Below are 25,040 nucleotides of genomic sequence, written 5' to 3'. Positions count from 1 at the left end.
GTTCAACCAACCCAACTTCTCAACGCGACTTTGCCTTCAGCGGCATTTCGCGGCCATCTCGACACGGTCGTGGAGAGAAGATGGATGTGGTCTGAACCACGGTGGTCGGACTGCCGGCCGTCCAGACCGGCCGAGCTGACCGGCCCAGCCGACCGGCCGAACGAGTGCGGGGGACACGATGAACACAGCCAACACCGACCCACAACGGGTCACGAAAGGTCGCGTCACGACGTGGGTGATCCTCTGCCTCATCCCGGTGATCGCCGCCTTCGTCCTCCAGTGGCTGCCGATCTTCAACGGTCCCCACCTGTTCCTCGGCCTGCCGGCCATCCTGTGGTGGACCTGCATTCCCGGCAGCCTCCTCGTCACCGGAATCCTCCTCATCATCGAAAAGACCCGTCCCGACCTGGAACGACAGAGCCACCTCGACGATCTCGCCCTCGAAGAGGCCGAACAGCTCGACGCCACCGAGACCGACGCGACTGCCCCGACCCGAAAGCGCGGCGACAACGGAGGGGAGGACTGAGATGAGCACCGTCGAAATCGTCGCTCTCGCAGGCATCGTCCTCGTCGCGATCCTCGGCTTCATCGGCCGCAAGAAGCCGAATGCCGACCTCTCCGAATGGACCGTCGGCGGCCGACGCTTCGGCGTCGCCACCACCTGGCTGCTCCAGGCCGGCGAGACCTTCACGACCTTCACCTTCCTCGGCACCGCCGGACTCGTCGTCTCCGGAGGCGCCGCGGCCTTCTACTCGATGCCCTACGTTCCCCTGGGCTATCTCGTCCTCTACTTCATCGGCCCGAAGATCTGGCGGATGGCCAAGGCCCGCGGACACCTGACACAGGCCGACTTCCTCGAGCACAGCTATTCCTCACGCACCCTCGGCGTCATCGCCGGCGTCTGCGGAGTCGTCTTCCTGCTGCCCTATCTGCAGCTGCAGATCACCGGGCTCGGACTCATCGTCCAACTCGTCACCGGCGATCGCGCCACCGGAGTGTGGTCGATGGTCATCGCCTTCATCCTCGTCGTCGCCTTCGTCCTGTGGTCGGGACTGCGCGGAGTCGCCACGACCGCGTACTTCAAAGACGCCCTCATGCTCGTCATGCTCTTCGTCGTCTGCATCTCGATCCCCATCCACTTCACCGGCGGCTTCACCACCGTCTTCGACACCGTCGCCGCGACCATGCCCGACCTGCTCTCCGTCCACGGCACCGAGGAATACGGCATCCCCTGGTACATCTCGAACATGGCGATCAGCGCCATCGGCGTGGCCTTCGTGACCCTGCCGCACATGTGGCCGCCGATCCTCGCCGCCCGCAGCTCCGCGGTCCTGCGGCAGAACTACCTGTGGCTGCCGATCTACAACACCTTCATCGTCCTGCCCCTCATCGTCGGCTACGTCGCCGTCGTCATCCTTGGACGCAACACCGACGCCGACTCCGCGCTGCTCCACCTCGCCGGGCAGATGTTCCCCGACTGGGTCATCGGCATCCTCGCCGTCGCCGGCATCACCACCGCCATGGTGCCCTCGGCTGCGCTGCTCATCGGCATCTCGACACTCGCCTCGCGCAACGTCTTCCGCATCAAGTCCGAACGCCACCAGTTCACGGCCACGCAGATCATCGTCGTCGTCGCCACCGGACTGTCGCTGCTGCTGGCCATCGTCATGCCGGATCTGCTCGCGAATCTGCTGCTGCTGACGTTCTCCGGCCTCGACCAGCTGGCTCCGGCGATCGCCGCGGCTCTCTTCTTCCGCGGCCGCCTCAGCGTCAACTCGATCATCGCGGGCCTTGCCGCGGGACTCATCGTCGTCATCGCATACACGTTCTGGCTGCCCCTGCCCTGGGCGATCAGCGAAGGCATCATCGGCCTCGGCGTCAACATCGTGGTCGTCGCGTTCTGCGAAGCCGTGCGCGCCGGTGTCGGTCGGAACCGCACGCACGCACCGGCGGAGTCCCTCGGTCAACGCGCGTAGGTTTCGGTGCAGGTCGACGGTGGGCAACCTCGGCGAGGTGGGTCTGTCGGCGATCTGGGGATGCGAATATGTGCGCCGAGGCGGTCCGCACCTGGCACCATAGGAGGACCGACCTGCCCGCCACAGCGATCCACGCACGACTAGGAGCATCGTTATGAGCACGCGCCGACTTCCCCTCACCGGTGTGCGAGTCCTCGAACTCGGCAATTACATCGCCGCGCCCACCGCCGGGCGGATGCTCGCCGATTTCGGTGCCGAGGTGATCAAGGTCGAACGTCCCGGCACCGGCGATGAGCTGCGCAATTGGCGGCTCAAAGCCGGCGACACCTCGATGCTCTACCGCACGATCAACCGCAACAAGAAGTCCGTCGTGCTCGACCTGCGCAGCGACGAAGGCCGCGAAGCCGTGCTCGAACTCGTCCGCCGCAGCGACATCCTGCTGGAGAACTTCCGCCCGGGAACCCTCGAGAAGTGGGGGCTCGGCCCGGACGTTCTCGAAGCCGCCAACCCCGACCTCGTGCTCGTGCGGATCTCCGCGTTCGGGCAGACCGGCCCGATGTCCGCCCGCCCCGGATTCGCAGCCGTGGCCGAAGGATACTCCGGGTTCCGCGAACTCGTCGGCGACCCCGACCGCCCACCCGTGCGCGTGGGCATCTCGATCGGCGATTCGATCGCCGGAATGCAGGCCGCGTTCGGCGCCGTGATGATGCTCTTCGACCGACAGCGGCAGAAGATCGCCGGAGCCGCCGAGGCGGTAGTCGGGTCCGCGCACGGATTCGAAGGGGAGGGCCCTCTGTCCGAGCGGACCGTGGACGTGGCGCTCAACGAGGCGATGTTCTCCGTGATGGAATCTCTCGTCCCCGACTATTCCGCGTTCGGTGAGATCCGCACCCGCACCGGGGGTCGGATGGAGGGCATCGCGCCCTCGAACGGCTACCTCTGCGCCGGCGGGAAATCCGTGGTCATCGCCGGCAATGGGGACGGAATCTTCGGCCGGCTGATGGCAGCGATCGACCGTCCCGACCTCGCCGAGGATGCCGACCTGCAGACGAACGCCGGACGCTGGGATCGGCGTGAGGAACTCGACGAGGCGATCGGGGCGTGGTGTGCCGAACGCTCGGTTGAGGACGTGGTGGCGGTCCTGGAGGAGGCCGGGGTCCCAGCCGGCCCGATCTATACCGCTGAGGACCTCGTCGCCGACGAGCAACTGACCGCTCGCGGCATGATCCAGCACCACGACGTGTCCACCGGCGAGGAGATGCTCGAAGACGTCGCCTTCCCCGGCATCACTCCGGTCATCGGCGGCGAATCCATCTCCATCGACCACCTCGGGCCGGACCTGGGCGAACACACCGAGGAAGTGTTGGGGTGGTTGGGGCTGAAGTCGGCCGCTCAGGGTGATGCTGATGGTGCCGGCCTCGACGCGGACTGAGATAACTGACGGCGGCGGGAACTGACCCTGTCGGCGGCCGTCGAACAGGTCTACCCTTGGGCTCATGGGTGAGCTCATGTACTCGATCAACGTCACCGTCGACGGCTGCTGCGACCACCGTGTCGGGCTCATCAGCGAGGAGCTGCATCGGCACCACGCGGACAACCTCGCCCGCGCCGACGGTCTGATCTTCGGACGGACCACCTACGAGATGATGGAAGACGCGTGGCGACAGCCGTCTGAATCCGCGCAGCAGGCGCAGTCCCCGCCCTCGCCGGACGACCTCGACCCATTCGTCGCCGCCATCGATCCGGCACGCAAATACCTCGTCTCCTCCACCCGGAAGACCGTCCAATGGAACACCGAGATCATCCGTGGTGACCTCGCCGGTACCGTCCGCCGACTCAAGGAGGAATCGGAGACCGGGCTCATCGTCGGGGGAGTGACGCTGCCTCGGGGGCTCGCCGAGCTCGGGCTCATCGACGTCTACGAGTTCGTCGTCCACCCCATGATCGCCGGGCACGGCCCCTACGTCTTCGCCGGCCTCGCCGAGGTCGTCGACCTCGTCTCCGACGGCCGCAGCGAGCTAGCCTCCGGGCATACGGTCCTGCGGTTTCGACCGAAGAGCTGAACCGCGCGAGCATCGAGTCCCGATAGTCGGGAACCGCAACACTCAATACTGCTTGTGTTCTCACATACCGGGCAGGTTGCCTACCGCACTGACTCCGACCTGTAGTAACAATGGGAACAGCCGCGCATCGCTGCACGGCGGAAGACTCGTCCCGATCACCGGGAAGCTGCGAGAAGGAGTCCCATGGCCAGGCCCACCACCGTCGACATCCTCGACACCACCCTGCGCGACGGTCTGCAGATCGAGAAGGCCATCGTGCCCACCGAGGTCAAGGTCGCGCTCGCCGAGAAGCTCATCGCGGCGGGACTGACCCAGATCGAAGTCGGGTCGTTCGTCAATCCGAAGAAGGTCCCGCAGATGGCCGACACCGACGAGCTCCTCCGCCGCCTGTCTCCCCACGAAGCCGACGGTGTCGATTTCTATACCCTCGTCTTCAATCTCAAGGGCGCTCAGCGCGCCGTCGATGCGGGTGCGAAGAACATCAAGCTCGTCCTCTCCGCGTCCGAAGGGCACTCGAAGGCGAATTCCGATGCCTCCATCGCCGAGGCGTCCGACCGCCTCATGGACGCCGCGAACTTCGCCCGTGACCAGGGACTGCGCTTCGACATCACGACCGCCGTGAGCTTCATCTGCCCCTTCGACGGCATCACCGAGGCGGGCCACCTCGTCGATGTCCTCCGCCCCTTCGTCGACGCAGGAGCCCACGGCGTCGGGGTGGCCGACACCATCGGCAACGCCAACCCCTCGCTGGTCCGCCGCAACACCTCAGCGGTTCTCGACGCCTTCCCCGACAAACCGGTCAACCTCCACCTCCACGACACCTACAACTTCGGCATGGCCAACGTCATCGCCGCCCTCGATCTCGGGATCGCGAACTTCGATGCGGCCATGGGCGGACTCGGCGGCTGCCCCTTCGCCCCGGGCGCTGCCGGCAACATCGGCACCGACGACCTCGTCCACCTCCTCCACCGTGAAGGCGTGGCCACCGGCGTCGACGTCGAGGCGCTCACCGAGGTGCGCGACCCCCTCATCGCCGCCGTCGGACACGACCTCACCTCGAGCCTGTCGGACATCCCCGCGACCCCCGCGGTCTTCGACGACCGGTTCGCGGCCGCCTCGGCGAAGGTCTGAAATGACTTCCCACATGGCCACCGCACAGACGCCCGCCACAACCCCCGAACCGCTGCCGCTCGAAGGCATCCGCGTCATCGAGTTCTCCCACATGGTCATGGGCCCCAGCTGCGGGATGATCCTCGCCGACCTCGGCGCCGAGGTCATCAAGGTCGAACCCCGCGGCGCCGGCGACAAGACCCGCTACCTGCCCGGGTCCGGATCCGGGCTGTTCCCCGCTTTCAACCGCAATAAGCACAGCGTCCAACTCGATATCGCCGAGGCGGCCGACCGTGACCGCGTCCTCGACCTCATCGATTCCGCCGATGTCCTGCTCGAGAACTTCCGCGTCGGGAAGATGGAATCGATCGGCTTCGGATACGAGGAGCTCTCGGCCCGCAACCCCGGACTCATCTACTGCTCACTCAAGGGATTCCTCTCCGGGCCCTACGGGAACCGCGCCGCCCTCGACGAGGTCGTCCAGATGCTCGGGGGATTAGCGTATATGACCGGCCCGCCCGGCCAGCCGCTGCGCGCCGGTGCCAGCGTCAACGACATCATGGGCGGAATGTTCGGAGTCATCGGCATCCAGTCGGCACTGCGGGTGCGCGAAACCACCGGCCGCGGAAAACTCATCAACTCCGCACTGTTCGAGAACAACGCGTTCCTCGTCGGCACGCACATGGCACAATCCCAGATCAGCGGCGAACCACCCCGCCCGATGCCGACCCGGCAAGCAACCTGGGCCGTCTACGACATCTTCCGCGATGCCGACGACAACCAGGTCTTCGTCGCCGCCGTCTCCGACGGGCAGTGGCGCGACCTCTGCGACGAATTCGGACTGACGGGGCTGGCCGCCGACCCGGACATGCTGACCAACCAAGGCCGAGTCGACCAGCGCGACCGTATTCATCGCGAGCTCCAGCAGGCACTGTCACAGCTGAGCCTGGCCGAGATCGAAGACAAGTGCACCCGGCGCGGCCTGCCCGTCTCTCCGCTCAACACCCCGGCCGACCTCACCGACGACCCGCACCTTGTGGCCTCCGGAGCGCTCGCCCACACCGGGCTGCCGACAGGTGCAAGCGTGGATGTGCCGCTGCTGCCGCTGACCTTCGACGGGAACCGGCTCGGGCTGCGCAGCGATGTGCCCGAACCCGGCCGCCACAACAGCCATTACCGGGACGGCCCCGCAGTGCCGACGGGCCCACCGGTCGACGGACCCCAGCCCGACGAAAACCGCCTGGACTGACAACTCAGCCAGCGGCACCACCAAGCACACCACTGAATATCGAGAACCGAACACACAAGGGGACAGCTCATGCGATCAACGACGATCACACGCACACGGACGGCCGCCTCGGCGAAGGAAGGGTCGACGAGTACCCGCAAGCGCGCGGCGAAGATCGGGGCCGTGCTCGCTTCGGTCGCCTTCGTCGTCACTGCCTGTGGGAACAAGGCGCAGCCCCCGGGCGAGGGCGGGGACTATCCGAAGGGACCGGTCTCGGTCACCGCTCCGGCTGAACCCGGATCCGGCTGGGACACCACGGCACGCGCCCTCGTCGAGGCGCTGCAGAAGGAAGACATCGTCTCCTCGACGCTGCCCGTGCAGAACAAGCCCGGCGGCACCGGCTGCTCGTGGCTGACGTCGATGATGCAGCAGGAGAAGGGCAAGGACGATCAGATCGCCATCACCTCCCTGGCCAGCCAGACGATGAAGGCGCGCAACCTCTGCGAATTCGGTCCCGAGGACACGACGCTCATCGCCACCCTCTACGTCGAGGACTTCATGGTCGTGACCCCGAAGGACGGTGACTTCAAGGACCTCGACGCCCTGGTCAAGGCGCTCAAGGACGACCCGCAGAAGGTCACCGTCGCAGCCGCCGGAGACGACACTCTGCCGTTCGCCCTGTTCGCGAAGGAAGCCGGCGTCGACCCGGCCGACATCAACTTCGTCAACTACGACGGCGGCGGCGAGCAGACGACCGCCATGCTCAACGGGGACGCGAAGGTCGCCATCGCCGGCCTGAGCGAATTCCGCTCCGTCATCGAAGCCGGTGACATCGAACCGCTCGTCACCTTCGCCCAGGAACCGCTGGCAGCGCCCTTCGACAAGGTGCCCACCGCGAAGGACTCCGGCTACGACGTGACCCTGGGCAACTGGCGCGGAGTCTACGGACCCGCCGAGATGCCGCAGGAAGCCGTGGACTTCTGGGCCAAGGCGCTCGAAGACGTGAGCAAGTCCGATGCCTGGCAGGAGACGCTGAAGAACAACCAGTGGGCCACCGAGTTCCACACCGGCGACGACGCCCAGGCCTACGTCGACGACGCGGCGAAGACGGTCGCCGAAGGCGTCAAGGAGACCGACCTGGGCAACAGCAAATGACCGCTTTCCGCACCGACCTCATCACCGGCGGCGCCATCGCCGTCATCGGCGCGGTGTACTACATCGCGACGTTCTCCATCCAGGAGACCGCGAACATCGTCACCCCGCGCACCTTCCCCGCCATCGTGGGGATCGGACTCATCGTGCTCGGCCTCTTCCTCGCCGGCCAGGCGGTCGTCCGGCACCGGAAGGACACCCTCTCCGAGGCGGCTCCCGGGTCCGCGGGATCAGCGCACTCGACCGCGGCGGGGGATGGGGACGGTGCAGCCGCCTCGGCGGGGGAATCATCCGTTGAAACCGCCGACCGATCCTCCGGTCAGGAGGGGGTTGGCGGGATCGTCCTCGAAGCCCCGCCGGAGCCGCAGGTGCGCAAGGTCGTGTTCCAGTTCGCGCTCTTCTTCGTCTATCTGGCGATTCTCATCCCGGTCGGGTTCCTGCTGGCGACTGCGGCGTTCCTGATGGGGCTGACCAGCATCTACGCGCCGGAGAAGTGGATCCGCAACCTCATCTTCTCCGTCCTCTTCGCGGTCGTGGTGTACACGGCGTTCGTCTACGGACTCGCCGTGTACCTGCCGGTCGGGATCCTGGGTTAGGGGCGGGCATGGACACTCTCATCGATCTGGGAGGCGGCTTCGCCTCGGCGCTCGAGCCGGTCAGCCTCGCCTTCGCCCTCCTCGGCGTGCTGCTGGGCACCGTCGTCGGAGTGCTGCCGGGAATCGGACCCATCTCTGCGATCGCGATCCTCATCCCGGTCTCCTTCGGGATGGAGCCGGTGCACGGTCTCATCCTGCTGTGCGGAATCTACTACGGTTCGATGTACGGCGGCTCGATCACCGCTACGCTCATCAAAACCCCTGGTGAGGTCGCCAGCGCGGTGACCGCGATCGAGGGCTACGAAATGGCCCGCCGAGGTCGGGGCAAGGCCGCACTGGCGACCGCGGCGATCGGATCGTTCCTCGCCGGCACCCTGGCGATCATCGGACTGACGTTCCTCTCACCCGTCCTCGTCAAACTCGCGAACGTCTTCGGCGCCACCGAATACTTCCTGCTCATGGCCACGGCCCTGCTGCTCGCCTCGACGATGTCGGCGGGTTCGCGGGCCAAGGCGCTCATCTCGATCTTCATCGGCCTGGCCGTCGGCCTCATCGGACTCGACTTCCAGACCGGACTGCCCCGGCAGACCTTCGGCATGGACCTGCTCTCCGACGGGATCGACTTCACGATCTTCGCGATGGCGCTCTTCGCCATCCCCGAGGCGATCCGCAATCTCGCGCTCGGACGTGGGGCCAAGGATGAGATCCAGAGCTTCGGAGACGACAAATGGATGACGAAGGAAGACTGGCAGCGGTCGGCCGGCCCGTGGGCCCGCGGTTCCGTGGTCGGCTTCATCATCGGCATCCTGCCAGGAGTCGGTCCGTCGCTGGCCTCGTTCATGTCCTACATCATGGAGAAGCGGATCTCGAAGCGGAAGGACGAGTTCGGTCACGGCGCCATCGAGGGCGTGGCCGGTCCCGAAGCGTCGAACAATGCCGGTGTGGGCGGTGCGATGATTCCGCTGTTCAGCCTCGGCATCCCGGGTTCGGCGACGACGGCGCTGCTGCTCTTCGTGTTCACGATGTACGGCCTGCAGCCCGGACCGCTGATCTTCCGGGACGAGACCGGTCTGATCTGGACGATCATCGCCAGCATGTACATCGGCAATATCGCGCTCATCATCCTCAACCTGCCGCTGGTCGGGGTATTCGTGAAGCTTTTGAAGATGCCCAAGGAGATCCTCTTCTCGTCCATCCTCGTGCTTGTGGTCATCGGCGCCTACGCCATCGAATTCAGCCTGTTCGGGCTGATGATGCTCGGCATCTTCGGAGTCATCGGCTACCTCATGGAGAAGGGCGGCATCCCCTTGGCTCCGGCGATCCTGGCGCTCGTGCTCGTGCCGCTGCTCGAGGACAACTTCCGGCGCATGCTGCAGATCTCCGGCGGCTCGTTCGCACCCCTGGTCACCAGGCCGGTGTCGCTGTCGATCATCATCCTCATGGTGCTCGGCATCATCGGACCCGTCGTCTTCCGGTGGTGGGTGTCCCGGCGGAAGCTGCTCGCCGATGTGACGGTGTCGTGAGGAATGGGGATGAAGAGTTCTGACCAGGCGCCGGCGGAGATCGGAGTCATCGACCGCAGTGCGGCCATCCTCGAAGTCCTCCAGGACTCGCCGATGACGGCTGCGGAGGTGTGCCGCCGCCTCGGCTATTCGAAGTCGACGACGTATCGGCTGCTGACCGACCTGCGGGCGCACAAGTTCATCGTCCGTGACTCCTCGGGGCTGCTGCGGTTGGGGCCCTTCCCGGGCAGGCGCAATATCGCCACGACGAACTCGGTGCTCGACCATCTGCGGACGATGACCGGGGAATCCGTGCAGCTGTGGGTCCGCGTCGGTGAGGATCGCGTGTGCGTGCGCAACGTCGAAGCCGATCATGAGCTGCGCGTCTCGCGTGGAGTCGGGGCGGTGCTCCCGCTCGTCGACGGCGGCTCGGCTGCCCTGGCGCTGTGCGGGCCGGGAAATCCGGCGGAGTTCTACGCGACGAAGCAGGCACGGGTGGCCGGGACCGCTTCGGCGAGTGTGGCCTTCACCGTCGATGCGATCGTGTTCGCCCTCTGTGTGTCCTACCCGCTGACGCGGGAACCGGACAACGTCGCCGGCGCCTATCGCAGCCTGCTCAGCCGGGCCGCCGTCGAGCTGCGGGCGCTGCTCGACGGCAGCGAGGAACTCGAAGTGCTGCGCGATATCGCCCGGCTGGCGCTGGGGGCCCGGAAGCAGGCTGGGGAGTAGGGAGGGAATGGGCAGGACCATTCCGCCGTTGGCTCAGTCGGCGGACGAAGGTCACTCGGCCGGAGGGTGGCCGAGGTAGAAGTCGGTGGTGCGTTCGGCTGCGGCGCGCGCCTGATCGACGGGTGTGCCTGCCGCCGCCGAGGCCTCGCCCCAGCGGGTGCTGGAGGTGCGGACGAAGTCCTGGGCCTGCGCCGAGGCGACCCCTTCATTCTCTTTTTCCGAGTGTCCAGTGCCGGCCACGAGATGGTTGGCGAGACCGAGGAGGGAGATGTCCCACCCGACTCCGGTGGCGCCGGGTCCGAACTGCACCCAGAAATCGGCGTTCGCCTCACCTGTGTGGGAGTGCTCGAGGGTCAGGCGTGCGCCGGCGTCTGCTTCGGCGATGCGGATGGTGACGTGGCTGATTCCTCCCGCGAATTCCCAGGTCAGCGAATAGAAGTGGGGCGGTTCGCAGCTCTCGATCGTGCCGGAGGCATTGCCTTCGATCTGGTAGCGACCGCCGAGTTCGAGGTCGCCGCCGACCGGGGCGAACCAGCGCTCGAGCCGGACCGGATCGGTGCAGGCTTCCCAGAGGTCGGCGACGGTGGTCGGATAGGTCTGGCTCAGCGTCTGGACCGTGTGCTGGGTGTCGCCCTCGACGGTGATGTTGAGCCCGCGGTCGACGGCGTCGGCCTGCGCGGCGAGGACCTGGTCTTCGGTGGGGCGACTGGAGTCGGGGGTGGTCATGGAAGCTCCTCGGAGGTCGTCGATGATCTGACGGCGGTTGCAGGTGAGGTGCGGGAGGTTCGCCGAAGATCGGCGGTACTTCATGATAACCAAGGATGCGCAGCGGTGGAATGGCATCGGTCCAGATTGGGGATGAGAACGGATATGTCATTCATCAGGCTCGGTCCATCAGCCGACGCATAGTGTGGAGCGCAGACGGAGCCGCCGAGCGCGGGACCCGGACAAGAGCGCACCGCACCAATGGGAGGACCCCCTTATGACCACACGCATCGCCGTCGTCGTCGGCAACCCGAGCCCAAATTCGCGAACCCGCCAAGTGGCCGAAGACCTCGCCGCCAAGATCGCCGAGGTGACCGGATCCGAGATCGACGAAACCATCGAACTCGCCGAGGTGACCGACGAGATCTTCGAATGGAAGTCCGACCGCCTCAACACACTCACCGAACGACTGGCCACCGCCGACTACGCCGTCATCGCCACGCCGACCTACAAGGCCAGCTACACCGGACTGCTCAAAGCCTTCCTCGACCGCTACGACGCTGGCGGTCTGCACGGGCTGACCACGATCCCGGTCTTCACGATCGGGTCCCCGGCGCACACGCTTGCTGTGGAGACGACCCTGCGTCCGCTGCTCGTCGAACTCGGCGCCAGCGTGCCGACGAAAGGTCTGGCGTTCCCGACCGCAAAATTCGATGACCGCGAAAACGTGCTCGACGAATGGGTCGACAGCCAGAAGGCGTACCTGCCGCAGAGATGAGCCTTCAGCTTGGTGAACCTGCAGCGGCTTAGTGCAGGGGGCCGAGCTATTGCAGGTTCACCACGCTGGAGAGCTGGCCGGTGCCGAGAGTCAGTCGGTCTGTTCAGAGGGCGTCTGCAGTGACGATTGCGCCGCTCTGAACGAGGGCAGAAGCGCCTGTTTCCACTCGCCGAGGTCGACGGACAGGGTCAGCCAGGTGACGGAGCGATTGATTGCGTCGTACTGATGGATGATGAAATTGCGATTGGCGGTGGCCAGAGCCCAATCTATTCCCGCTGGCGAACGCGCTTCCATGCGCGACAGCCGATTTGCGGCTTCGCCGAGCTTCATCATCAGGGAATCTCCGGCTTCCTGAAGCAGCTCGTCTCGGAGGTAAGCGTCTTTCCCTCGGGAGACGATGTCATCGACACGATCTAGCCACGCTTCGATGTGGAGCAGTTCCTTAGCAATTCTGCGATCCATCACAGTGACACCGCTTCTCGGCGGATGTCATCGTCTACCCCCGGCTTCAGTCCGCCATAGTCGACCAAGTCGATCTCTCTGCCGAGAACCTTCTCGATAAGTTGTTTGAAACGGATGAAGGCGAAAGACGAAGTGCCTTCCGGAGCGTCGACGAGCAAGTCGATATCGGAGTCCATTCGAGCTTCACGGCGCGCAGCGGAACCGAAGACAGCCAAGTTCTCATAGCCGTGATCCGAGGCTAGTTTCATGAGAATCGGAACAGCGGCTTCCAGGAGGATCTCCGGATGAACCAGATCAAGAGCGGGGGCGAATTTGAGCTGCTGACTCACGGCAGGCTGCGAGATTCCAAGCTCATACGCGATCTCTCGCTGACTCATGCCAGTGGCGAGCATGGCTCGGAGTGCGAGTGCACGGCGCAGTCGCGCAATGTCTTCACAGCGTTGCGCGTGGCGGTACTCGTCGACGAAGCTCATAAGACAATCTTATCAACCGGTGTGCGGCATGGGAATAGACTCAACCGAGCTGCAGCGAGGGTGACGGTGAATAGGGCGCGGGTCCGCTGAACGCATCAGCGGACCCGCGCGGCTGTCTCGGCGAATGAGGTCGTCCCGATCAGGGACGGCCGCCTCGGTGGGGTTCAGTCGATCTGCAGCTCGCCCATCGCATCCCAATCGTCACCGTCGATCTGACGGGAGATGATCTTCGGGGTCGCTGCCAGCGCGGAGTGCATCGGCCCGCCATCGGCGGTCGCGGCCTGGAAGTGGTCGGACTTCACATGCGCCTCGGCGGCGTCGTCGTCGAAGGCCTCAACGAGGACGTACTCATTCGGGTCATCGAGGCTGCGCGACCAGTCGAACCACTTGTTTCCGGGTTCGGCACGGGTCGCCTCGGTGAATTCGCGGGTGATCTCGGGCCACTGCTCGGCCAACTCGGGCTTGACGGGGAACTTCACGACGATGAAGATCATGGCTTCTTCCTTCTTTCTTCGGTGGTCTTACTCAAATGATCGATCTGAGGTGGTCAGTCTCGGACAGTCGGTGCAACCGGTACAGGTCCAGCCTAGGAGAACTGCATGCCGCCGTCGACGAGCATGGTCTGTCCGGTGATGTAGTCGGAGTCCTCGCCGGCGAGGAACGACACGAGGTTGGCGACGTCCTCCGGCACGGACACCCGGCCGAGGAGGATGTCACCGGCGTATTTCTTGATCGCCTCCCCCTTGGCCAGCCCCTCCTCGGCGGCGAGCTTCTCATCGATGAGGTCCCACATCGCGGTGCCGACGATGCCCGGGCCGTACGCGTTGACGGTGATGCCGTGCTTGGCCCACTCCATCGCCGCGCCCTGGGTGAGGCCGCGGACGGCCCACTTCGTCGCCGAATACGGGGAGAGGAGGGCGAAAGGGCGGAACGCGACGATCGAGGCTGCGCCGATGATCTTCCCGCCGTTGCCCTGCTTGATCATCTGCTTCGCCGCCGCCTGATAGGACAGGAAGACGCCGGTGAGATTGACGTCGACGATCTTCTCGAAATCGGCCTTCGAATACTCGATGAGCGGTTCCACCTGAGCGATTCCGGCGTTCGCGACGAAGACGTCGAGTTTGCCGCCCGCCTCCACGGCCACCTCGACGAGGCGGCTCAGCGATTCCTCGTCGGTGACGTCCACCTCGGCGCCGCTGGCCTTCCCACCTGCCTTTTCGATCGTCTCGATGGTCTCGGCGACTCCGTCCTGCATGGTCGGGAGGTCGGCGACGATGACGTGATGGCCGTCCGCGCCGAGCCGAGTCGCGATGCCTTGTCCGATGCCGCGCCCGGATCCCGTGACCACAGCGACGCTGGTGCTCGTGCTCATATCTACTCCTTGATGTCTCGTCCTTGAGTGAGCACGCTCATTCTTTCCACGCGGTGTCGGCCGGGAACATGATCGTTCTCGTGTGGTGAGAATTCCGAGATCCCCGCCGAGGTTGCCGTGGCCGGTCGTCAACGCTCAGGTGTCGTCGTCAACGCTCAGATTCCGTCGTCACCGCTCGGGTGCCGCGGTGGGGATGAGTTCGGCCCCGCCGCGCAGGTAGCTCGAAGCGAGTCCCGCGTGGTCGCGCAGCGTCGATTCGATCTCCTTCATCCGCCCGTGCGCCTTCGTCGACGGGGTGCTCACCGCGATCGCCCCGACCTGCACGCCCGTGCCGTTGCGCACCGGGACCGCGGCACAGGTCTGGCGCGGGAGGAACTCGTCGTGCTCCCACGCGATGCCGCGCAGGGCCACCTCGGCGAGGTGGTCGTCGAGGTCATCGCGGTTGATGATCGTCTGCGGGGTGAGCACCGTCATCCCCCGCGCCTCGAGGTAGTCGGTGCGCTGGAGCGCAGGCATGGCGGCCAGGAGGATCTTGCCGAAGGCGGTCGCGTGGGCGGCCTCGTGGAAGCCGAAGCGCAGCGGTCGCAGCCGCGGGTGCTTCTCGCAGTCGGAGCAGTAGGTGAGGATGATGTCGGAGCCGCGATAGATCGCGAAGTACGCTGCGGTGCCCAGCGTGCGGTGGAGCTGGTCGGTGATCTGGCGGATCGGGAACGGGGCGACGAGGCGCTGCTGGAAGGACAGGCCGAGTTCGAAGCATTTCGGCCCGAGTTCGAAGCGTTTCGGGTCCTTGAGATAGACGAGGTAGCCGCCGGTCTCGAGCTCGTGGAGGAGCCGGTAGACGGTGGGCAGCGGGATCTCTAAGCGGTCGGAGACGGTCTTCGCCGAGGCACTCCCGGTGGCGGCGACCGCCTCGAGGACGGAGAAGACTCGCTGGATCACGGCACTGTTCGACAAGGGGTCTCCTGACTTTTTCACGTCGTGAGAATGAGGATAGTCGCATGTGCTCTGCTTCACATAAGTTTCTTGTGACCGGAACGGCAACGGCGCCCGGTCGGACCGCCTCGGTGAGTCCGGACGGCTGGGCGCGCGAGCAGGAGCAAAGGAGCATCCGATGGCATTCCCCGCCAAATATCCGTCGCTCAACGCGATGGAGATGACCGATGAGGCACGCCAGACCCTCATCCGTGTTCTGCGTGTGGCATTCCCGCACGCCGATTTCCCCGACGGTCCCTACGAGCGCACCGCGGACACCCTCATCACCGCCGCCGATGAGGAGACCTGGTTTCGAGTCGCCCTCATCCAGGGGCTGCTCTCCCTCGATCAGCTCTCCGACGGTGACTTCTGCGGACTCGACGACGAGTCAGCGCTGAAGGTGCTGCGCCGCGTCGAGTCCACCGAGTTCTTCGGCTTCGTCCGCCGCACCGCCGTGCTCAACCTCTACGACGACGCCGAGGTGTGGGAGACCCTCGGCTACGAAGGACCCTCGTTCGACAAGGGCGGCTACATCAATCGCGGCTTCGACGACCTCGACTGGCTGCCCGAACCGAGCATCGTCTACCCCGAGGACGAGCCGCTGCCCGAGCTCGGCGAAGGAGCGAAGGCGGGCGCACCGGCCGGAGGCACCGCCAGAGACCACTCGACCAACCAGCCGTCCCCGCAAGCCGCCGACATGGGTGAGGTGAAGAAGTGATGAGCGCCCAGCAGAACGCAGGAACCGCAGGAATAGGCACCGCAGGACCCCAGGCAGGAGCCAGCGTGACCGGATTCAGCATCGACCCCGACGAGGAGGCTGTGGTCATCGTCGGCTCCGGTGCCGGCGGAGGCACGCTTGCCTACGAGCTCACCGCCAAGGGAATCCCCGTCGTCGTCCTCGAGGCCGGGCCGTACCTGCGCAACGAGGACTACGTCAACAACGAGTGGGAGGCCTTCAACCAGATGGCCTGGCTCGATCCGAGGACGACGACCGGGTCCTGGCGGATCGCTAGGGACTTCCCGAACCTTCCGGCCTGGATCGTCAAGGCCGTCGGCGGGACGACGACCCACTGGTCGGGCGCGACCCCGAGGTTCAAGAACCACGAGTTCAAGGCGCGATCCACCTACGGCCGCATCGACGGGGCGAACCTCCTCGACTGGCCGATCACGCTCGAGGAGATGGCGCCCTACTATGACCGGGCGGAGAAGGCGATGGGCTCGACCCACGTCCACGGTCGCCCGCCGCTGCCGGCGAACAACAACTACAAGGTCTTCGCGAACGGCGCGAAAGAGGTCGGCTACAAGTTCTATGCCACCGGCCCGTACGCGACGAACGCCGAAGAGTACGACGGCAGGCCCGCCTCGATCCAGGACGGCTTCAACTTCCAAGGTGATAAGAACAAGTCGAAGTGGTCGACCCTGGTCAGAGAGCTGCCGAGGGCAGCGGACACCGGTCTGCTCGACCTGCGCCCGGAGTCGCAGGCCGTGCAGATCACCCACGATGCGAATGGCCGAGCAGACGCCGTGCTCTACCTCGATCGGGACGGCAACCTTCATCGGCAGGCGGCGAAGCTCGTCTGCGTGGCCGGCAACTCGATCGAGACGCCGAGGCTGCTCCTCCTCTCCGGCACCCCGTCCTTCCCCGACGGGCTGGCGAACTCCTCGGGACAAGTGGGCAGGAACTATATGCGCCACCTCACCGGCACGGTGTGGGGTCACTTCGACAAGCCGGTCCGGATGTATCGCGGGGAGACGATGGCCGGGGTCATCGCCGACGAGTCGATCCACGACCCGGATCGCGGATTCTCGGGCGGGTACTACATGGAGACGATCTCGCTGGGTCCGGCGTTCATGGCCTCGTTCGTCGAACCCGGCGGCTGGGGCCCGGACTTCGCGGAGCTGCTCGACCGGTACCTCAATACCGCTGGTATGTGGATCGTCGGCGAGGACATGCCGCAGGAGTCGAACCGTGTCACGCTCAATACGACGGTGAAAGACCAGCACGGGCTGCCCGTTCCCAACGTCCACTACGATGACCACGTCAACGACCTGGCGATGCGCGAACACGCATATGCTGCGGGCCAGAGTGTCTACGAGGCGGTCGGAGCGCAGACGTCACACCACACCCCGCCGTACCCGTCGACGCACAACCTCGGCACCGCGCGGATGAGCGAACGCCCTGAGGACGGTGTCGTCGACAAGTGGGGCCGCACGCACGATGTGAAGAATCTCTTCATCTCCGACGGCTCGGTGTTCACGACAGGTGCGGCGGCGAATCCGACGCTGACCATCGTCGCGCTCGCCATCCGCCAGGCCGAATACATCGCCGAACAGCTGTGGACCGGGGAGGTCTGAGACCGGCGAGAGTGACCCGGCGGCCACGACGGCCGCCGGGCGACTCGGCGCCGGGCGACTCAGCGGTCCCGCGGGTTCGTTCCGATCCATCGGCTCGGTGAAACAACACCAGCTCGGTCTATGCACCAAGCTGGTGTTGCTTCACCGAGCCGATGTCGTAAGACGCCTACGCAGGTGAAGCGAAGAGCTCCCGCGCAGGCCAGGTGGCGGCAAGTAGGATGCCAGAGACCGACATCGACGCAGCCTCGGCGGGCAGAAGACTCACCACGACCGCCGCAGGCTCGGGAGGAAAGGCCGCCTGTGCCACGCACCGTCTATTACACCGCGACCACGCTCGACGGGTTCATTGCGGACCCGAACGACTCCCTCGAGTGGCTGCTGCGGCAGACCGAGGAGCCGCCGGACGACGGCTTCATCGACGGTGTCGGCGCGCTCGTCATGGGCGCGACAACCTACGAGTGGGTGCTGCGCAACCTCGACGGACCTTGGCCCTACAGCGCTCCCGCGTGGGTGATGACGCACCGCAAGCTCGCACTGCCCGAGGCGGGCAAGGAGGGGAAGACACCTGACATTCGCTTCGCGCAGGGCTCGATCGCCGACCACTACTTCGAGATGTGCACGGCCACCGGCGACCACGACCTGTGGGTGATGGGCGGGGGAGACCTCGCCGGTCAGTTCGCCGACGAGGGATTCCTCGACGAGATCATCACCTTCACCGCTCCCGTCGTCCTCGGCAGGGGCCGTCCCCTGCTGCCGCGCCGCCTCGACCTCGAACTCCTCGAAGTCGGGCACAGCGATCCCTTCGTCATCGCCCGCCACCGGGTGATCGGCCCGCTCCTCGAAGACGGCTGAGCCGCCTCGGCGGGATGATTCCCTGCACCGAGGCGGGGCCCGGTTTCGCGGGGACGGTGGGGCCACCTCGGCGAAGGCCATCCGGATATCGGGCACCCCTGGTGCCGCGTCGGATTCCGTGATTCGATGCAGGCATGACTGCTGCGATTGAGAATCATCGGGCCCGCCTGCGCGCGGGGGAGACCTACAACGGACTGTGGATGATGTCGACGAGTCCGGAGCTTGCGAAGATCGGATCATCGTCCGGATTCGACTATGTCTGCCTGGATCTGCAGCACGGGCTGATCCGGCCCACCGATGTGCTGCGATTGACCGATGCGGTGCGCGCCAGCGGGGATGCGCTCGTGACGGCGCGGGTCGCGGCGAACCGGTTCACGGAGATCGGGGCGCTCGCCGACGCCGGCGTCGAAGCGATCATCGTCCCGCTCGTGTCCTCGGTCGCTGAGGCCGAAGCTGCTGTCAGTGCCCTCGACTATCCCTCGCGGGGCGGGGATCGATCATGGGGGCCGGCCGCGGAGATCATGCACAATGCCGTGCAGGACACCACGGCCGAGCGCCCGCTGCTCTTCGTCATGATCGAGAACGAGGACGGCCTTGCCAACGTCGAGGACATCTGCGCGGTGCCCGGCATCGACGGGGTCTATGTCGGACCCTCGGACCTCGCGTTCGCCGTCGGTGCGCTGCCGGGTCAGCACAACGAGGCCCACGCCGAGGCTCTCGTGCGCATCCGCACGGCTGCCGATGCCGCGGGCATCGTCCCGGGAATCCACTGCGGCGACGGTGCCGAGGCCAAGCTGCGCAAGGAACAGGGTTTCCGCTTCATCACCTCATGCGGCGACCTCGGAGCCGCGGGCCGAGCCTTCCGAGAGGATCTGGAGACCGCCCGAAGTTGACCTCTATTACTACCCGACGGCGGCCCAGATACCTCGCGCGAAGTTGCTGGGCCGCCGTCGGGTAGTTATGGGAGGGTGATGGTGGTTTGCCGACTAAGCTGAGCGATATGGACGATGTGGACAAGCAACCCGGGCGGCAGAATCAGCTGCTCGTGCTCGGGAAGATCTCTTCGATCCTCGACGCCTTCTCGCTGCGCGAGCCCGAACGCACGCTCGCAGACATCCGAGCGACCACCGGTCTGCCGACGTCGACCGTCCAGCGACTCGTGGCCAACCTCGTCGACCAGGGTTTCCTCGAAAAGGACGACGATCGGTACCGGATCGGCATCAGGATGGCGTTCTGGGCGGCCCCGGCGACGGCGGGTCGCAGCGAGCACGATGTCGTCGACCCGGTCCTCAAGGAACTGCGAGATCTCACCGGAGAATCGGCGATTCTGTTCCGCCGCGAAGGCCGGTATCGGGTCTGCGTCGGACTCGCTGAGACTCGGCACGCACTGCGCCGGGAGATGCACGTCGGGAAGATGATGCCACTGCATGTGGGCTCGGCATCTCGTGTGCTCCTGGCGTGGGACCCGGAGTCGGTCGAGGAACTCCTCGTCGACCCTCTTGATCCCCTCACCGAGGCGACGATCACCTCACCGGACGAGCTGCGCCACGTGGTCGCTCAGACGAAGGCCGACGGGTTCGCGATCACCATCGGCGAGCGGGAGTCCGGGGCCTCTGGGCTCTCCGCACCGGTCTTTGACGCACGAGCCAGGATCATCTCGGCGGTGTCGATCAACGGGCCGGTGTTCCGGATGCCGCGTGAGGTCTGCGAAGAGTGGGTCGAACCGCTCGTCGATGCCGCCGAACGCATCACGCGCCTGCTCGGCGGGCGCTTCCCGGGGGAAGCCGCCGAGGCCTGAACTCAAGCAGAGACGGCTACTGCGTTCTCAAGCAGAGGCGGATTCTGCGTTCCCGCCGATCACCCACGGGAACACCTCCGCCTTCGACCGTGCTCCTTGAGCGGCTTTCGACCGCGGCGTCTCGCCGAGTTCTGACGTGATCGACTCGGAGAGTTCGACGAGGTCGGCGAAGGTACTCGGAGTCAGCCACTCGGGACGAGTTGCGAAGAGCAGATCCTCCGACGAGGTGTTGCCGCTCGCGCCGGGGGCGAACGGGCAGCCGCCCAGTCCACCGAGTGCCCCGTCGAGAACCGAAGCGCCGGATTCCGCGGCGGCGAGGGAGTTGGCCACGCCCAGGCCCCACGTGTCATGCCCATGGAAGATGACTCGACGGTCGGGGTTCGTCGCGGCAGCCGCCTCGGTGAGGGTCGCAACTTGGGAGGGGATCGCCTGGCCGAGCGTGTCGCAGAGGACGATGTCGTCGGCATCGATCGCGCGGGAGTCGCGGGCGAGGGTGAGAACTCGGTCAGGGGCGATCTCACCGTCGAACGGGCAGGTGAAGGACGTCGCCAGGCACAGTTGGATCCGTCCTCCGGCGGCACGGACGAGTTCGAGGGCGGCAGGGAAGGCGGCCATGCTCGTCTCGGTGTCGCGACCGATGTTCGCCTGATTGTGGGCGTCGGAGACCGAGAGACAGTACTGGATGTTCGTGATCCCGGCAGCGATCGCCCGCTCCACCTGGCGGGGTGTGGCGACCCAGATCCAGCAGGCGGCACGTTCGGTGTCGGTGAGCTGTTCGGCGACCTCGAGCGTGTTCGCCATGGGCGGGACGAGATCGGGGCGGGCCATGGACCCGAGTTCGATCTCCTGAATCCCGGCGGCCAGCAGTGCGCGGACGATGGCGACCTTGCGCTCGGTGCCGAGCATTTTGCCGGTCAGCTGGAGGCCATCGCGAAGGGTCACGTCGCGGAGGATGGGAGCGGGAGTCGTGGAAGCTATGGTCATGGTGGGGCCTTTCAGCTCTTCTTCGTGGCCGTGCGGATGTCGTCGGCGCTCAGGCCGAGGCGCTGTCCCAGGATCTCTTCGGTGTCGGCGCCGAGGTCTGGGCCGAGGTTGCGGATGGGCAGCGATTTCTCGCCGATGAGCGGGACGATCCCCGGGAAGCCGACGTGCTCAAGCGTCTCCTCGCCGGTTGAGACGTCCCGATACTGGATCATGTCGCGGGCGGCGAACTGAGGTTCGTCGACGATGTCGGCGGCGGTGTGGATCGCCCCGGCCGGAACCCCCGCCTCGTCGAGGACTGCGAGTGCCTCGGGAACGCTGAGCGTGAGGCTCCATGCTTCGATCGCGGCATCGAGTTCGTCGCGGCGGTCCCATCGTCCGGCGTTGGTCTGGAGGTCAGGGTCTGCGCCGAGGTCGGGCCGGCCGATGGCCTCCATGTAGCGGCGGAAGATGCCGTCCCCGTTGCCGGCGACGACGATCGAGCCGCCGTCGCCGCAGCGGTAGGCGTTCGACGGGGCGATGCCCTCCATCCGTCCGCCTGTGCGCTGGCGTTCGTCGCCGTAGGCACCGTAGTCGGGAATGAGGGACTCGAGCATCGAGAACATCGCCTCGTGGAGGGCGACATCGATGACCTTCGGGGCCGGGGTCGACTCCGAGGATGGCTCCTTCACCTCGCGCCCGACTTCGCGTCTTGCGTTGCGGAGGGCGAGCTTCTGGAACAGGGAGATGGCGGTGCCGAAGGCGGCGTAGAGACCGGCGATCGAATCTCCGATCGAGACACCCACTCTCACCGGCGCGCGGTCGGGGTCGCCGACGAGGTTGCGGAAACCGCTGAACGCCTCGGCGACGGCGGCGAAACCCGGGCGTTCGGACAGCGGTCCGGTCTGGCCGAAGGCAGAGATGCGGGTGATGACGATGTCGGGATTGACCTGCGTGAGGACGTCGGGGCCGAGCCCCCACTTCTCGAGGGTGCCCGGCCGGAAGTTCTCGAGCAGGACGTCGGAGTCGCGGACGAGATCGAGGATCGCTTGGCGGCCGAGTTCAGAGCGCAGATCGAGTTCGACGGACTTCTTGTTGCGGTTGATGGTGCGGTAGAGCATGGAGACACTGCCCTTCTTCAGTCTCCAATTGCGCAGTTCGTCACCCGTGTGCGGGCGTTCGATCTTGATCACCTCGGCGCCGAAGTCCGCGAGCAGGCGCCCCGTGGTCGGGGCGGCGATGTAATTGCCGAGTTCGATGACGCGGACGCCTGCCAGAGGCAGGGCTCGGTCAGCGGACGAGTCGGATGAGGCAGCGGTTGGGAAGGAGTGCGGGGTCAATGTCGTCCTTTCGACGAATCACATGAACAGGCTGATGACGAGGATGCAGAGTAGGGCGATGACCGAGGCGATGGAGAGTCCGACTGTGACGGTCTTGAGTGCTCCGCGTACCGTCTGACCGAGCAGGGTCTGCAGCAGCCAGAAGGTGTTCGAAGTGACGTGGATGATGAAGAGGGAACCGGCGCCTGCGGCGAGGGCGATGAGCACGGGGTCGAGACCGATGCTCGGCGCGACGGGGGCGAGGAGTCCGGCGGCGGTGATCGCCGAGAGTGTCACTGAGCCGACGGCGATGTGGAGGATGGCGGCGATTCCCCAAACCACGAGGAGTGGGGCGACGGTGCTTGCCGAGAAGAACTCGCCGAGGATGTCGCCCATGCCGGCCGCGGTGACGACGGCTGCCAGCGAACCGCCGACGCCGGTGAGGAGGAGGATCTGGCCGCTCTCCCTGAACCCGCTGGTGATGGCGTCCTCAATGCCATCGGAGCCGATGCAGAAGTAGGCGACGAGCATCGTGCCGATCAGGCCGATGAGGAGGGCGATGGTGGGTTCGCCGAGGAAGAGGACCCAACCGGGGGTGAAGCCGGCGATATCGGCGACGGCACCGCCGGCGATGAAGAGCAGGGAGGCCAGGAGCGGTCCGAAGAGCACCCACAGAGGCATTACACGTGCGGTAGAGGTGCGCGCCGAGGCGGTCGGACCGGATTCGGCGTTCGCGGATCGGTGAGCAGGGTGTCCGTGCGTGCCGACGGGTGTCGTCGAACCGCCTGCGGAGGCGGTGACCGACTGCGGCGTGCGGTCGAGGGCGCCGATCGCCTCAGTGCCGGAAGCGTCTGCAGTGCTTGCGGATTCTGCGGTGGTGGCAGCCGCCTCGGCGGAATCCTCGCTGAGATTGCGCTCGTCGCGGTCCTCCTTCCACCAGCCGCGGCTGAAGAGGAATGAAGTGATGGCGATCGTGGCGAGGATCGTGGGAACGACGACGAGGACTCCGAAGACGAGCATCTTGCCCAGCGGAACATGGAGGAGTCCGGCCAGCGCGAGTGCGCCGACACCGGGAACGGTGAAGACGATGCCGCATTCGAGGCCGACGGCCATCGCCACGGCCATCTTCGGGGTGCCGAAGCGACCGATCCGCTGTCCCACTCGGTGAGCGAGGGGAGCGGAGATGACGAGGAGGACGTCGACGAAGATCGACTGGAGCACGGTGCCGACGGCAGTTCCGAGAGCGTAGGGGATGCCGCGTGCTCCGAATATGCGAAGGAGGCCGTCGACGAGGCGGGAGATCGCTCCCGTGGCGTTGAGGATCGAACCCATGAGGATGCCGAAGGCGATGAGAAGACCGAGGTCGACCATGATGTCGCCGAAGCCCGAGGTGATCGTCTCGACGGTCTTCTTCACACCCATCCCTGTGATCAGACCCAGGTAGAGCGAGCCGATGACGAGGGAGACGACGGGATTGACCTTGAAACGGACGATGAGCACGACAGTGGCGACCACCGCGATCGCTGTATTGACGATGATGGCGACGTCGGACATCAACACTCCTCTGTGTTGGCGCAAGTGAAAGTCCTAGCGGACTCACATTATGAGTCCTGGCTCACAATGTCAATATCTCACGTCGCCACGGGTGTTCGTCGGGAGTGAAGGGAGCTCGGTACGGCAGCGCGGAGTTTCTCAACCGGTCACGTGCACCAGCGCCGCACCATTACGCGGAGAGGTTCTCGTTCCGGATGAGATCGATAACCTGGCGGAGGGCGGGGTTGCGGGACTCGGGGTTCCAGATGGCGTGGAGTTCGACGACGTCGTCGGGAACGTCGCTCAAGGGAATGTATGACACCCCGTCGACGCGCAGCGACGAGGCAGACTCGGAGACGATAGCGATCCCTCGTCCGGCCGCCACGAGGTTGACGATTGTGAGGATCTGGCTGAGCGAATGTGCGATCTCGTTGGCGCCGACGTCGATGTAGCGAACGGTCAGATCGTAGAAGTATCGAGCCTTGGTCGGGGAATGCATGATCAGCGTCTGGTTCGCAATCTCAGAAGAAGCGACGGAGGTTCGACCAGCGAACTCGTGGTGAGCTGGAACGGCGACGACAAGGCGCTCGGAATGGATCTGGGTCGTCTCCACGATGGACGGAACGCGATCCGGTCGGCCCAGACCGATGTCGATGAGACCTTCCGACAGTGCCTTGACCTCTTCGGCCGTGACCATTTCGGCGATTTCGACGCTCACCCCGGGCAGCCTATCTGCCATGCGCGAGAGGAGGTCGCCGAGAACCCCGAAGCTCGAGACCGCGGTGCATCCGATTGTGATCTGGCCCCATGCTCCCTCGGCGATCTTCTGTGCTCGCCGCGGAGCTCTCTCGACCGAGGCGAGCAGACCATAGGCTTCGGCGAGGAAGGACTCTCCGGCCGGGGTGAGAGTGACGTTGCGGTTGTTGCGCTCGAACAGCTGAACGCCGATGGACTTCTCGAGCTTCTGGATCTGTCGGCTGAGCGGCGGCTGAGTCATGTTCAGCTCTTCCGCCGCCTTGCCGAAATGGAGATTCTCGGCCACAGCTATGAAGCTGAGGATCTGCGCCAGTGTGAACTTCATCGATCGCTCAATTCCTACTCGGGA

Annotated in this window: 26 protein-coding genes; 16 read left to right on the top strand and 10 right to left on the bottom strand. The window is 65.7% G+C overall.

The genetic code is table 11. The features are described 5' to 3' along the window. The first annotated feature begins 178 nt into the window (after positions 1 to 178). The 10 genes from HK401_RS07560 (at position 179) to HK401_RS07515 (ending at position 10,356) form a co-directional block, all read left to right on the top strand. Positions 179 to 526, top strand: coding sequence for a hypothetical protein (locus HK401_RS07560; protein ID WP_181274058.1), 348 nt, complete (start codon positions 179 to 181; stop codon positions 524 to 526). Position 527: 1 nt separating this feature from the next. After that, positions 528 to 1,976, top strand: coding sequence for a sodium:solute symporter family protein (locus tag HK401_RS07555; protein WP_181274057.1), 1,449 nt, complete (start codon positions 528 to 530; stop codon positions 1,974 to 1,976). A 154-nt stretch (positions 1,977 to 2,130) separates the two neighbouring features. Continuing rightward, entirely contained in the window at positions 2,131 to 3,408 is a 1,278-nt protein-coding gene (locus HK401_RS07550; protein WP_181274056.1) for a CaiB/BaiF CoA transferase family protein, read from the top strand. Between the two features lie 64 nt (positions 3,409 to 3,472). Then, on the top strand, positions 3,473 to 4,039 hold the full coding sequence (locus HK401_RS07545) for a dihydrofolate reductase family protein (RefSeq protein ID WP_181274055.1): 567 nt from the start codon (positions 3,473 to 3,475) through the stop codon (positions 4,037 to 4,039). 183 nt (positions 4,040 to 4,222) lie between these two features. Next, entirely contained in the window at positions 4,223 to 5,170 is a 948-nt protein-coding gene (locus tag HK401_RS07540) for a hydroxymethylglutaryl-CoA lyase (RefSeq protein ID WP_181274054.1), read from the top strand. Position 5,171: 1 nt separating this feature from the next. After that, on the top strand, positions 5,172 to 6,398 hold the full coding sequence (locus tag HK401_RS07535) for a CaiB/BaiF CoA transferase family protein (RefSeq protein WP_258234068.1): 1,227 nt from the start codon (positions 5,172 to 5,174) through the stop codon (positions 6,396 to 6,398). Positions 6,399 to 6,467: 69 nt separating this feature from the next. Next, the gene (locus HK401_RS07530; RefSeq protein WP_181274053.1) at positions 6,468 to 7,532 is read left to right on the top strand and encodes a Bug family tripartite tricarboxylate transporter substrate binding protein; all 1,065 of its coding nucleotides are present in this window, start codon (positions 6,468 to 6,470) and stop codon (positions 7,530 to 7,532) included. Beyond that, a complete protein-coding gene (locus tag HK401_RS07525; RefSeq protein ID WP_181274052.1) occupies positions 7,529 to 8,125 on the top strand; it encodes a tripartite tricarboxylate transporter TctB family protein in 597 nt (198 codons plus the stop codon). The genes HK401_RS07530 and HK401_RS07525 overlap by 4 nt, the downstream gene beginning before the upstream one ends. A gap of 8 nt (positions 8,126 to 8,133) precedes the next feature. Next, positions 8,134 to 9,648, top strand: a complete 1,515-nt coding sequence (locus tag HK401_RS07520; RefSeq protein ID WP_181274051.1) for a tripartite tricarboxylate transporter permease — start codon at positions 8,134 to 8,136, stop codon at positions 9,646 to 9,648. 9 nt (positions 9,649 to 9,657) lie between these two features. Then, complete coding sequence (locus HK401_RS07515) at positions 9,658 to 10,356, top strand: helix-turn-helix domain-containing protein (RefSeq protein ID WP_258234067.1); 699 nt, start codon at positions 9,658 to 9,660, stop codon at positions 10,354 to 10,356. Between the two features lie 51 nt (positions 10,357 to 10,407). Here the strand turns inward: HK401_RS07515 and HK401_RS07510 are convergent, their stop codons facing one another. Continuing rightward, positions 10,408 to 11,082 (bottom strand): SRPBCC family protein, encoded by a 675-nt coding sequence (locus HK401_RS07510; RefSeq protein ID WP_181274049.1) that lies wholly within the window; start codon positions 11,080 to 11,082, stop codon positions 10,408 to 10,410. A 256-nt stretch (positions 11,083 to 11,338) separates the two neighbouring features. Here HK401_RS07510 and HK401_RS07505 point away from each other — a divergent pair, with 256 nt between their 5' ends. Then, the gene (locus tag HK401_RS07505) at positions 11,339 to 11,839 is read left to right on the top strand and encodes an NADPH-dependent FMN reductase (protein WP_181274048.1); all 501 of its coding nucleotides are present in this window, start codon (positions 11,339 to 11,341) and stop codon (positions 11,837 to 11,839) included. A gap of 90 nt (positions 11,840 to 11,929) precedes the next feature. Here the strand turns inward: HK401_RS07505 and HK401_RS07500 are convergent, their stop codons facing one another. The 5 genes from HK401_RS07500 to HK401_RS07480 form a co-directional block, all read right to left on the bottom strand. Continuing rightward, positions 11,930 to 12,301 (bottom strand): HepT-like ribonuclease domain-containing protein, encoded by a 372-nt coding sequence (locus HK401_RS07500; protein WP_181274047.1) that lies wholly within the window; start codon positions 12,299 to 12,301, stop codon positions 11,930 to 11,932. After that, positions 12,301 to 12,774 (bottom strand): nucleotidyltransferase domain-containing protein, encoded by a 474-nt coding sequence (locus HK401_RS07495; RefSeq protein ID WP_181274046.1) that lies wholly within the window; start codon positions 12,772 to 12,774, stop codon positions 12,301 to 12,303. The genes HK401_RS07500 and HK401_RS07495 overlap by 1 nt, the downstream gene beginning before the upstream one ends. A gap of 164 nt (positions 12,775 to 12,938) precedes the next feature. Beyond that, positions 12,939 to 13,268 (bottom strand): putative quinol monooxygenase, encoded by a 330-nt coding sequence (locus tag HK401_RS07490; RefSeq protein ID WP_181274045.1) that lies wholly within the window; start codon positions 13,266 to 13,268, stop codon positions 12,939 to 12,941. 92 nt (positions 13,269 to 13,360) lie between these two features. Beyond that, positions 13,361 to 14,146, bottom strand: coding sequence for an acetoin reductase (locus tag HK401_RS07485; RefSeq protein WP_181274044.1), 786 nt, complete (start codon positions 14,144 to 14,146; stop codon positions 13,361 to 13,363). 168 nt (positions 14,147 to 14,314) lie between these two features. Beyond that, positions 14,315 to 15,100: an IclR family transcriptional regulator gene (locus HK401_RS07480; RefSeq protein ID WP_181274043.1), complete on the bottom strand. Its 786-nt coding sequence runs from the start codon at positions 15,098 to 15,100 to the stop codon at positions 14,315 to 14,317. 157 nt (positions 15,101 to 15,257) lie between these two features. Here HK401_RS07480 and HK401_RS07475 point away from each other — a divergent pair, with 157 nt between their 5' ends. From HK401_RS07475 to HK401_RS07455, 5 genes are all read left to right on the top strand, one after another. Beyond that, positions 15,258 to 15,836 carry a hypothetical protein gene (locus HK401_RS07475; RefSeq protein ID WP_181274042.1) on the top strand — a complete coding sequence of 193 codons (579 nt, stop codon included), beginning with the start codon at positions 15,258 to 15,260 and terminating at the stop codon, positions 15,834 to 15,836. Continuing rightward, entirely contained in the window at positions 15,836 to 17,473 is a 1,638-nt protein-coding gene (locus tag HK401_RS07470; RefSeq protein ID WP_219921795.1) for a GMC family oxidoreductase, read from the top strand. Before HK401_RS07475 ends, HK401_RS07470 begins: the two co-directional genes overlap by 1 nt. 300 nt (positions 17,474 to 17,773) lie before the next feature. After that, positions 17,774 to 18,325: a dihydrofolate reductase family protein gene (locus tag HK401_RS07465; protein WP_181274041.1), complete on the top strand. Its 552-nt coding sequence runs from the start codon at positions 17,774 to 17,776 to the stop codon at positions 18,323 to 18,325. 134 nt (positions 18,326 to 18,459) lie between these two features. Further along, positions 18,460 to 19,218, top strand: coding sequence for an HpcH/HpaI aldolase family protein (locus HK401_RS07460; RefSeq protein ID WP_181274040.1), 759 nt, complete (start codon positions 18,460 to 18,462; stop codon positions 19,216 to 19,218). Between the two features lie 107 nt (positions 19,219 to 19,325). Further along, a complete protein-coding gene (locus HK401_RS07455; RefSeq protein WP_181274039.1) occupies positions 19,326 to 20,123 on the top strand; it encodes an IclR family transcriptional regulator in 798 nt (265 codons plus the stop codon). Between the two features lie 27 nt (positions 20,124 to 20,150). Here the strand turns inward: HK401_RS07455 and HK401_RS07450 are convergent, their stop codons facing one another. The 4 genes from HK401_RS07450 to HK401_RS07435 all read right to left on the bottom strand — a co-directional run bounded on the left by HK401_RS07450 (position 20,151) and on the right by HK401_RS07435 (position 25,016). Then, positions 20,151 to 21,107 (bottom strand): hydroxymethylglutaryl-CoA lyase-like TIM-barrel protein, encoded by a 957-nt coding sequence (locus HK401_RS07450; RefSeq protein ID WP_181274038.1) that lies wholly within the window; start codon positions 21,105 to 21,107, stop codon positions 20,151 to 20,153. A gap of 11 nt (positions 21,108 to 21,118) precedes the next feature. Then, the gene (locus HK401_RS07445; protein WP_258234066.1) at positions 21,119 to 22,423 is read right to left on the bottom strand and encodes a CaiB/BaiF CoA transferase family protein; all 1,305 of its coding nucleotides are present in this window, start codon (positions 22,421 to 22,423) and stop codon (positions 21,119 to 21,121) included. Positions 22,424 to 22,441: 18 nt separating this feature from the next. Continuing rightward, positions 22,442 to 23,956 (bottom strand): GntP family permease, encoded by a 1,515-nt coding sequence (locus HK401_RS07440; protein ID WP_181274037.1) that lies wholly within the window; start codon positions 23,954 to 23,956, stop codon positions 22,442 to 22,444. A gap of 169 nt (positions 23,957 to 24,125) precedes the next feature. Continuing rightward, entirely contained in the window at positions 24,126 to 25,016 is an 891-nt protein-coding gene (locus tag HK401_RS07435) for a LysR family transcriptional regulator (RefSeq protein WP_181274036.1), read from the bottom strand. Between the last annotated feature and the right edge of the window lie 24 nt (positions 25,017 to 25,040).

The organism is Brevibacterium oceani (genome assembly GCF_013623835.1).
Classification (GTDB): Bacteria; Actinomycetota; Actinomycetes; order Actinomycetales; family Brevibacteriaceae; genus Brevibacterium; species Brevibacterium oceani.
Note: the sequence above shows the minus strand (reverse complement) of the source record. Positions and strands in the feature narration are given on the sequence as shown.

Coding starts and splice junctions, on each gene's coding strand:
- HK401_RS07505 (WP_181274048.1), top strand. CDS start 11,339: ATGACCACACGCATCGCCGTCGTCGTCGGCAACCCGAGCCCAAATTCG.
- HK401_RS07475 (WP_181274042.1), top strand. CDS start 15,258: ATGGCATTCCCCGCCAAATATCCGTCGCTCAACGCGATGGAGATGACC.
- HK401_RS07550 (WP_181274056.1), top strand. CDS start 2,131: ATGAGCACGCGCCGACTTCCCCTCACCGGTGTGCGAGTCCTCGAACTC.
- HK401_RS07470 (WP_219921795.1), top strand. CDS start 15,836: ATGAGCGCCCAGCAGAACGCAGGAACCGCAGGAATAGGCACCGCAGGA.
- HK401_RS07435 (WP_181274036.1), bottom strand. CDS start 25,016: ATGAAGTTCACACTGGCGCAGATCCTCAGCTTCATAGCTGTGGCCGAG.
- HK401_RS07515 (WP_258234067.1), top strand. CDS start 9,658: ATGAAGAGTTCTGACCAGGCGCCGGCGGAGATCGGAGTCATCGACCGC.
- HK401_RS07440 (WP_181274037.1), bottom strand. CDS start 23,956: ATGTCCGACGTCGCCATCATCGTCAATACAGCGATCGCGGTGGTCGCC.
- HK401_RS07510 (WP_181274049.1), bottom strand. CDS start 11,082: ATGACCACCCCCGACTCCAGTCGCCCCACCGAAGACCAGGTCCTCGCC.
- HK401_RS07535 (WP_258234068.1), top strand. CDS start 5,172: ATGACTTCCCACATGGCCACCGCACAGACGCCCGCCACAACCCCCGAA.
- HK401_RS07455 (WP_181274039.1), top strand. CDS start 19,326: ATGGACGATGTGGACAAGCAACCCGGGCGGCAGAATCAGCTGCTCGTG.
- HK401_RS07495 (WP_181274046.1), bottom strand. CDS start 12,774: ATGAGCTTCGTCGACGAGTACCGCCACGCGCAACGCTGTGAAGACATT.
- HK401_RS07560 (WP_181274058.1), top strand. CDS start 179: ATGAACACAGCCAACACCGACCCACAACGGGTCACGAAAGGTCGCGTC.
- HK401_RS07555 (WP_181274057.1), top strand. CDS start 528: ATGAGCACCGTCGAAATCGTCGCTCTCGCAGGCATCGTCCTCGTCGCG.
- HK401_RS07490 (WP_181274045.1), bottom strand. CDS start 13,268: ATGATCTTCATCGTCGTGAAGTTCCCCGTCAAGCCCGAGTTGGCCGAG.
- HK401_RS07450 (WP_181274038.1), bottom strand. CDS start 21,107: ATGACCATAGCTTCCACGACTCCCGCTCCCATCCTCCGCGACGTGACC.
- HK401_RS07460 (WP_181274040.1), top strand. CDS start 18,460: ATGACTGCTGCGATTGAGAATCATCGGGCCCGCCTGCGCGCGGGGGAG.
- HK401_RS07525 (WP_181274052.1), top strand. CDS start 7,529: ATGACCGCTTTCCGCACCGACCTCATCACCGGCGGCGCCATCGCCGTC.
- HK401_RS07545 (WP_181274055.1), top strand. CDS start 3,473: ATGGGTGAGCTCATGTACTCGATCAACGTCACCGTCGACGGCTGCTGC.
- HK401_RS07485 (WP_181274044.1), bottom strand. CDS start 14,146: ATGAGCACGAGCACCAGCGTCGCTGTGGTCACGGGATCCGGGCGCGGC.
- HK401_RS07520 (WP_181274051.1), top strand. CDS start 8,134: ATGGACACTCTCATCGATCTGGGAGGCGGCTTCGCCTCGGCGCTCGAG.
- HK401_RS07530 (WP_181274053.1), top strand. CDS start 6,468: ATGCGATCAACGACGATCACACGCACACGGACGGCCGCCTCGGCGAAG.
- HK401_RS07500 (WP_181274047.1), bottom strand. CDS start 12,301: ATGGATCGCAGAATTGCTAAGGAACTGCTCCACATCGAAGCGTGGCTA.
- HK401_RS07540 (WP_181274054.1), top strand. CDS start 4,223: ATGGCCAGGCCCACCACCGTCGACATCCTCGACACCACCCTGCGCGAC.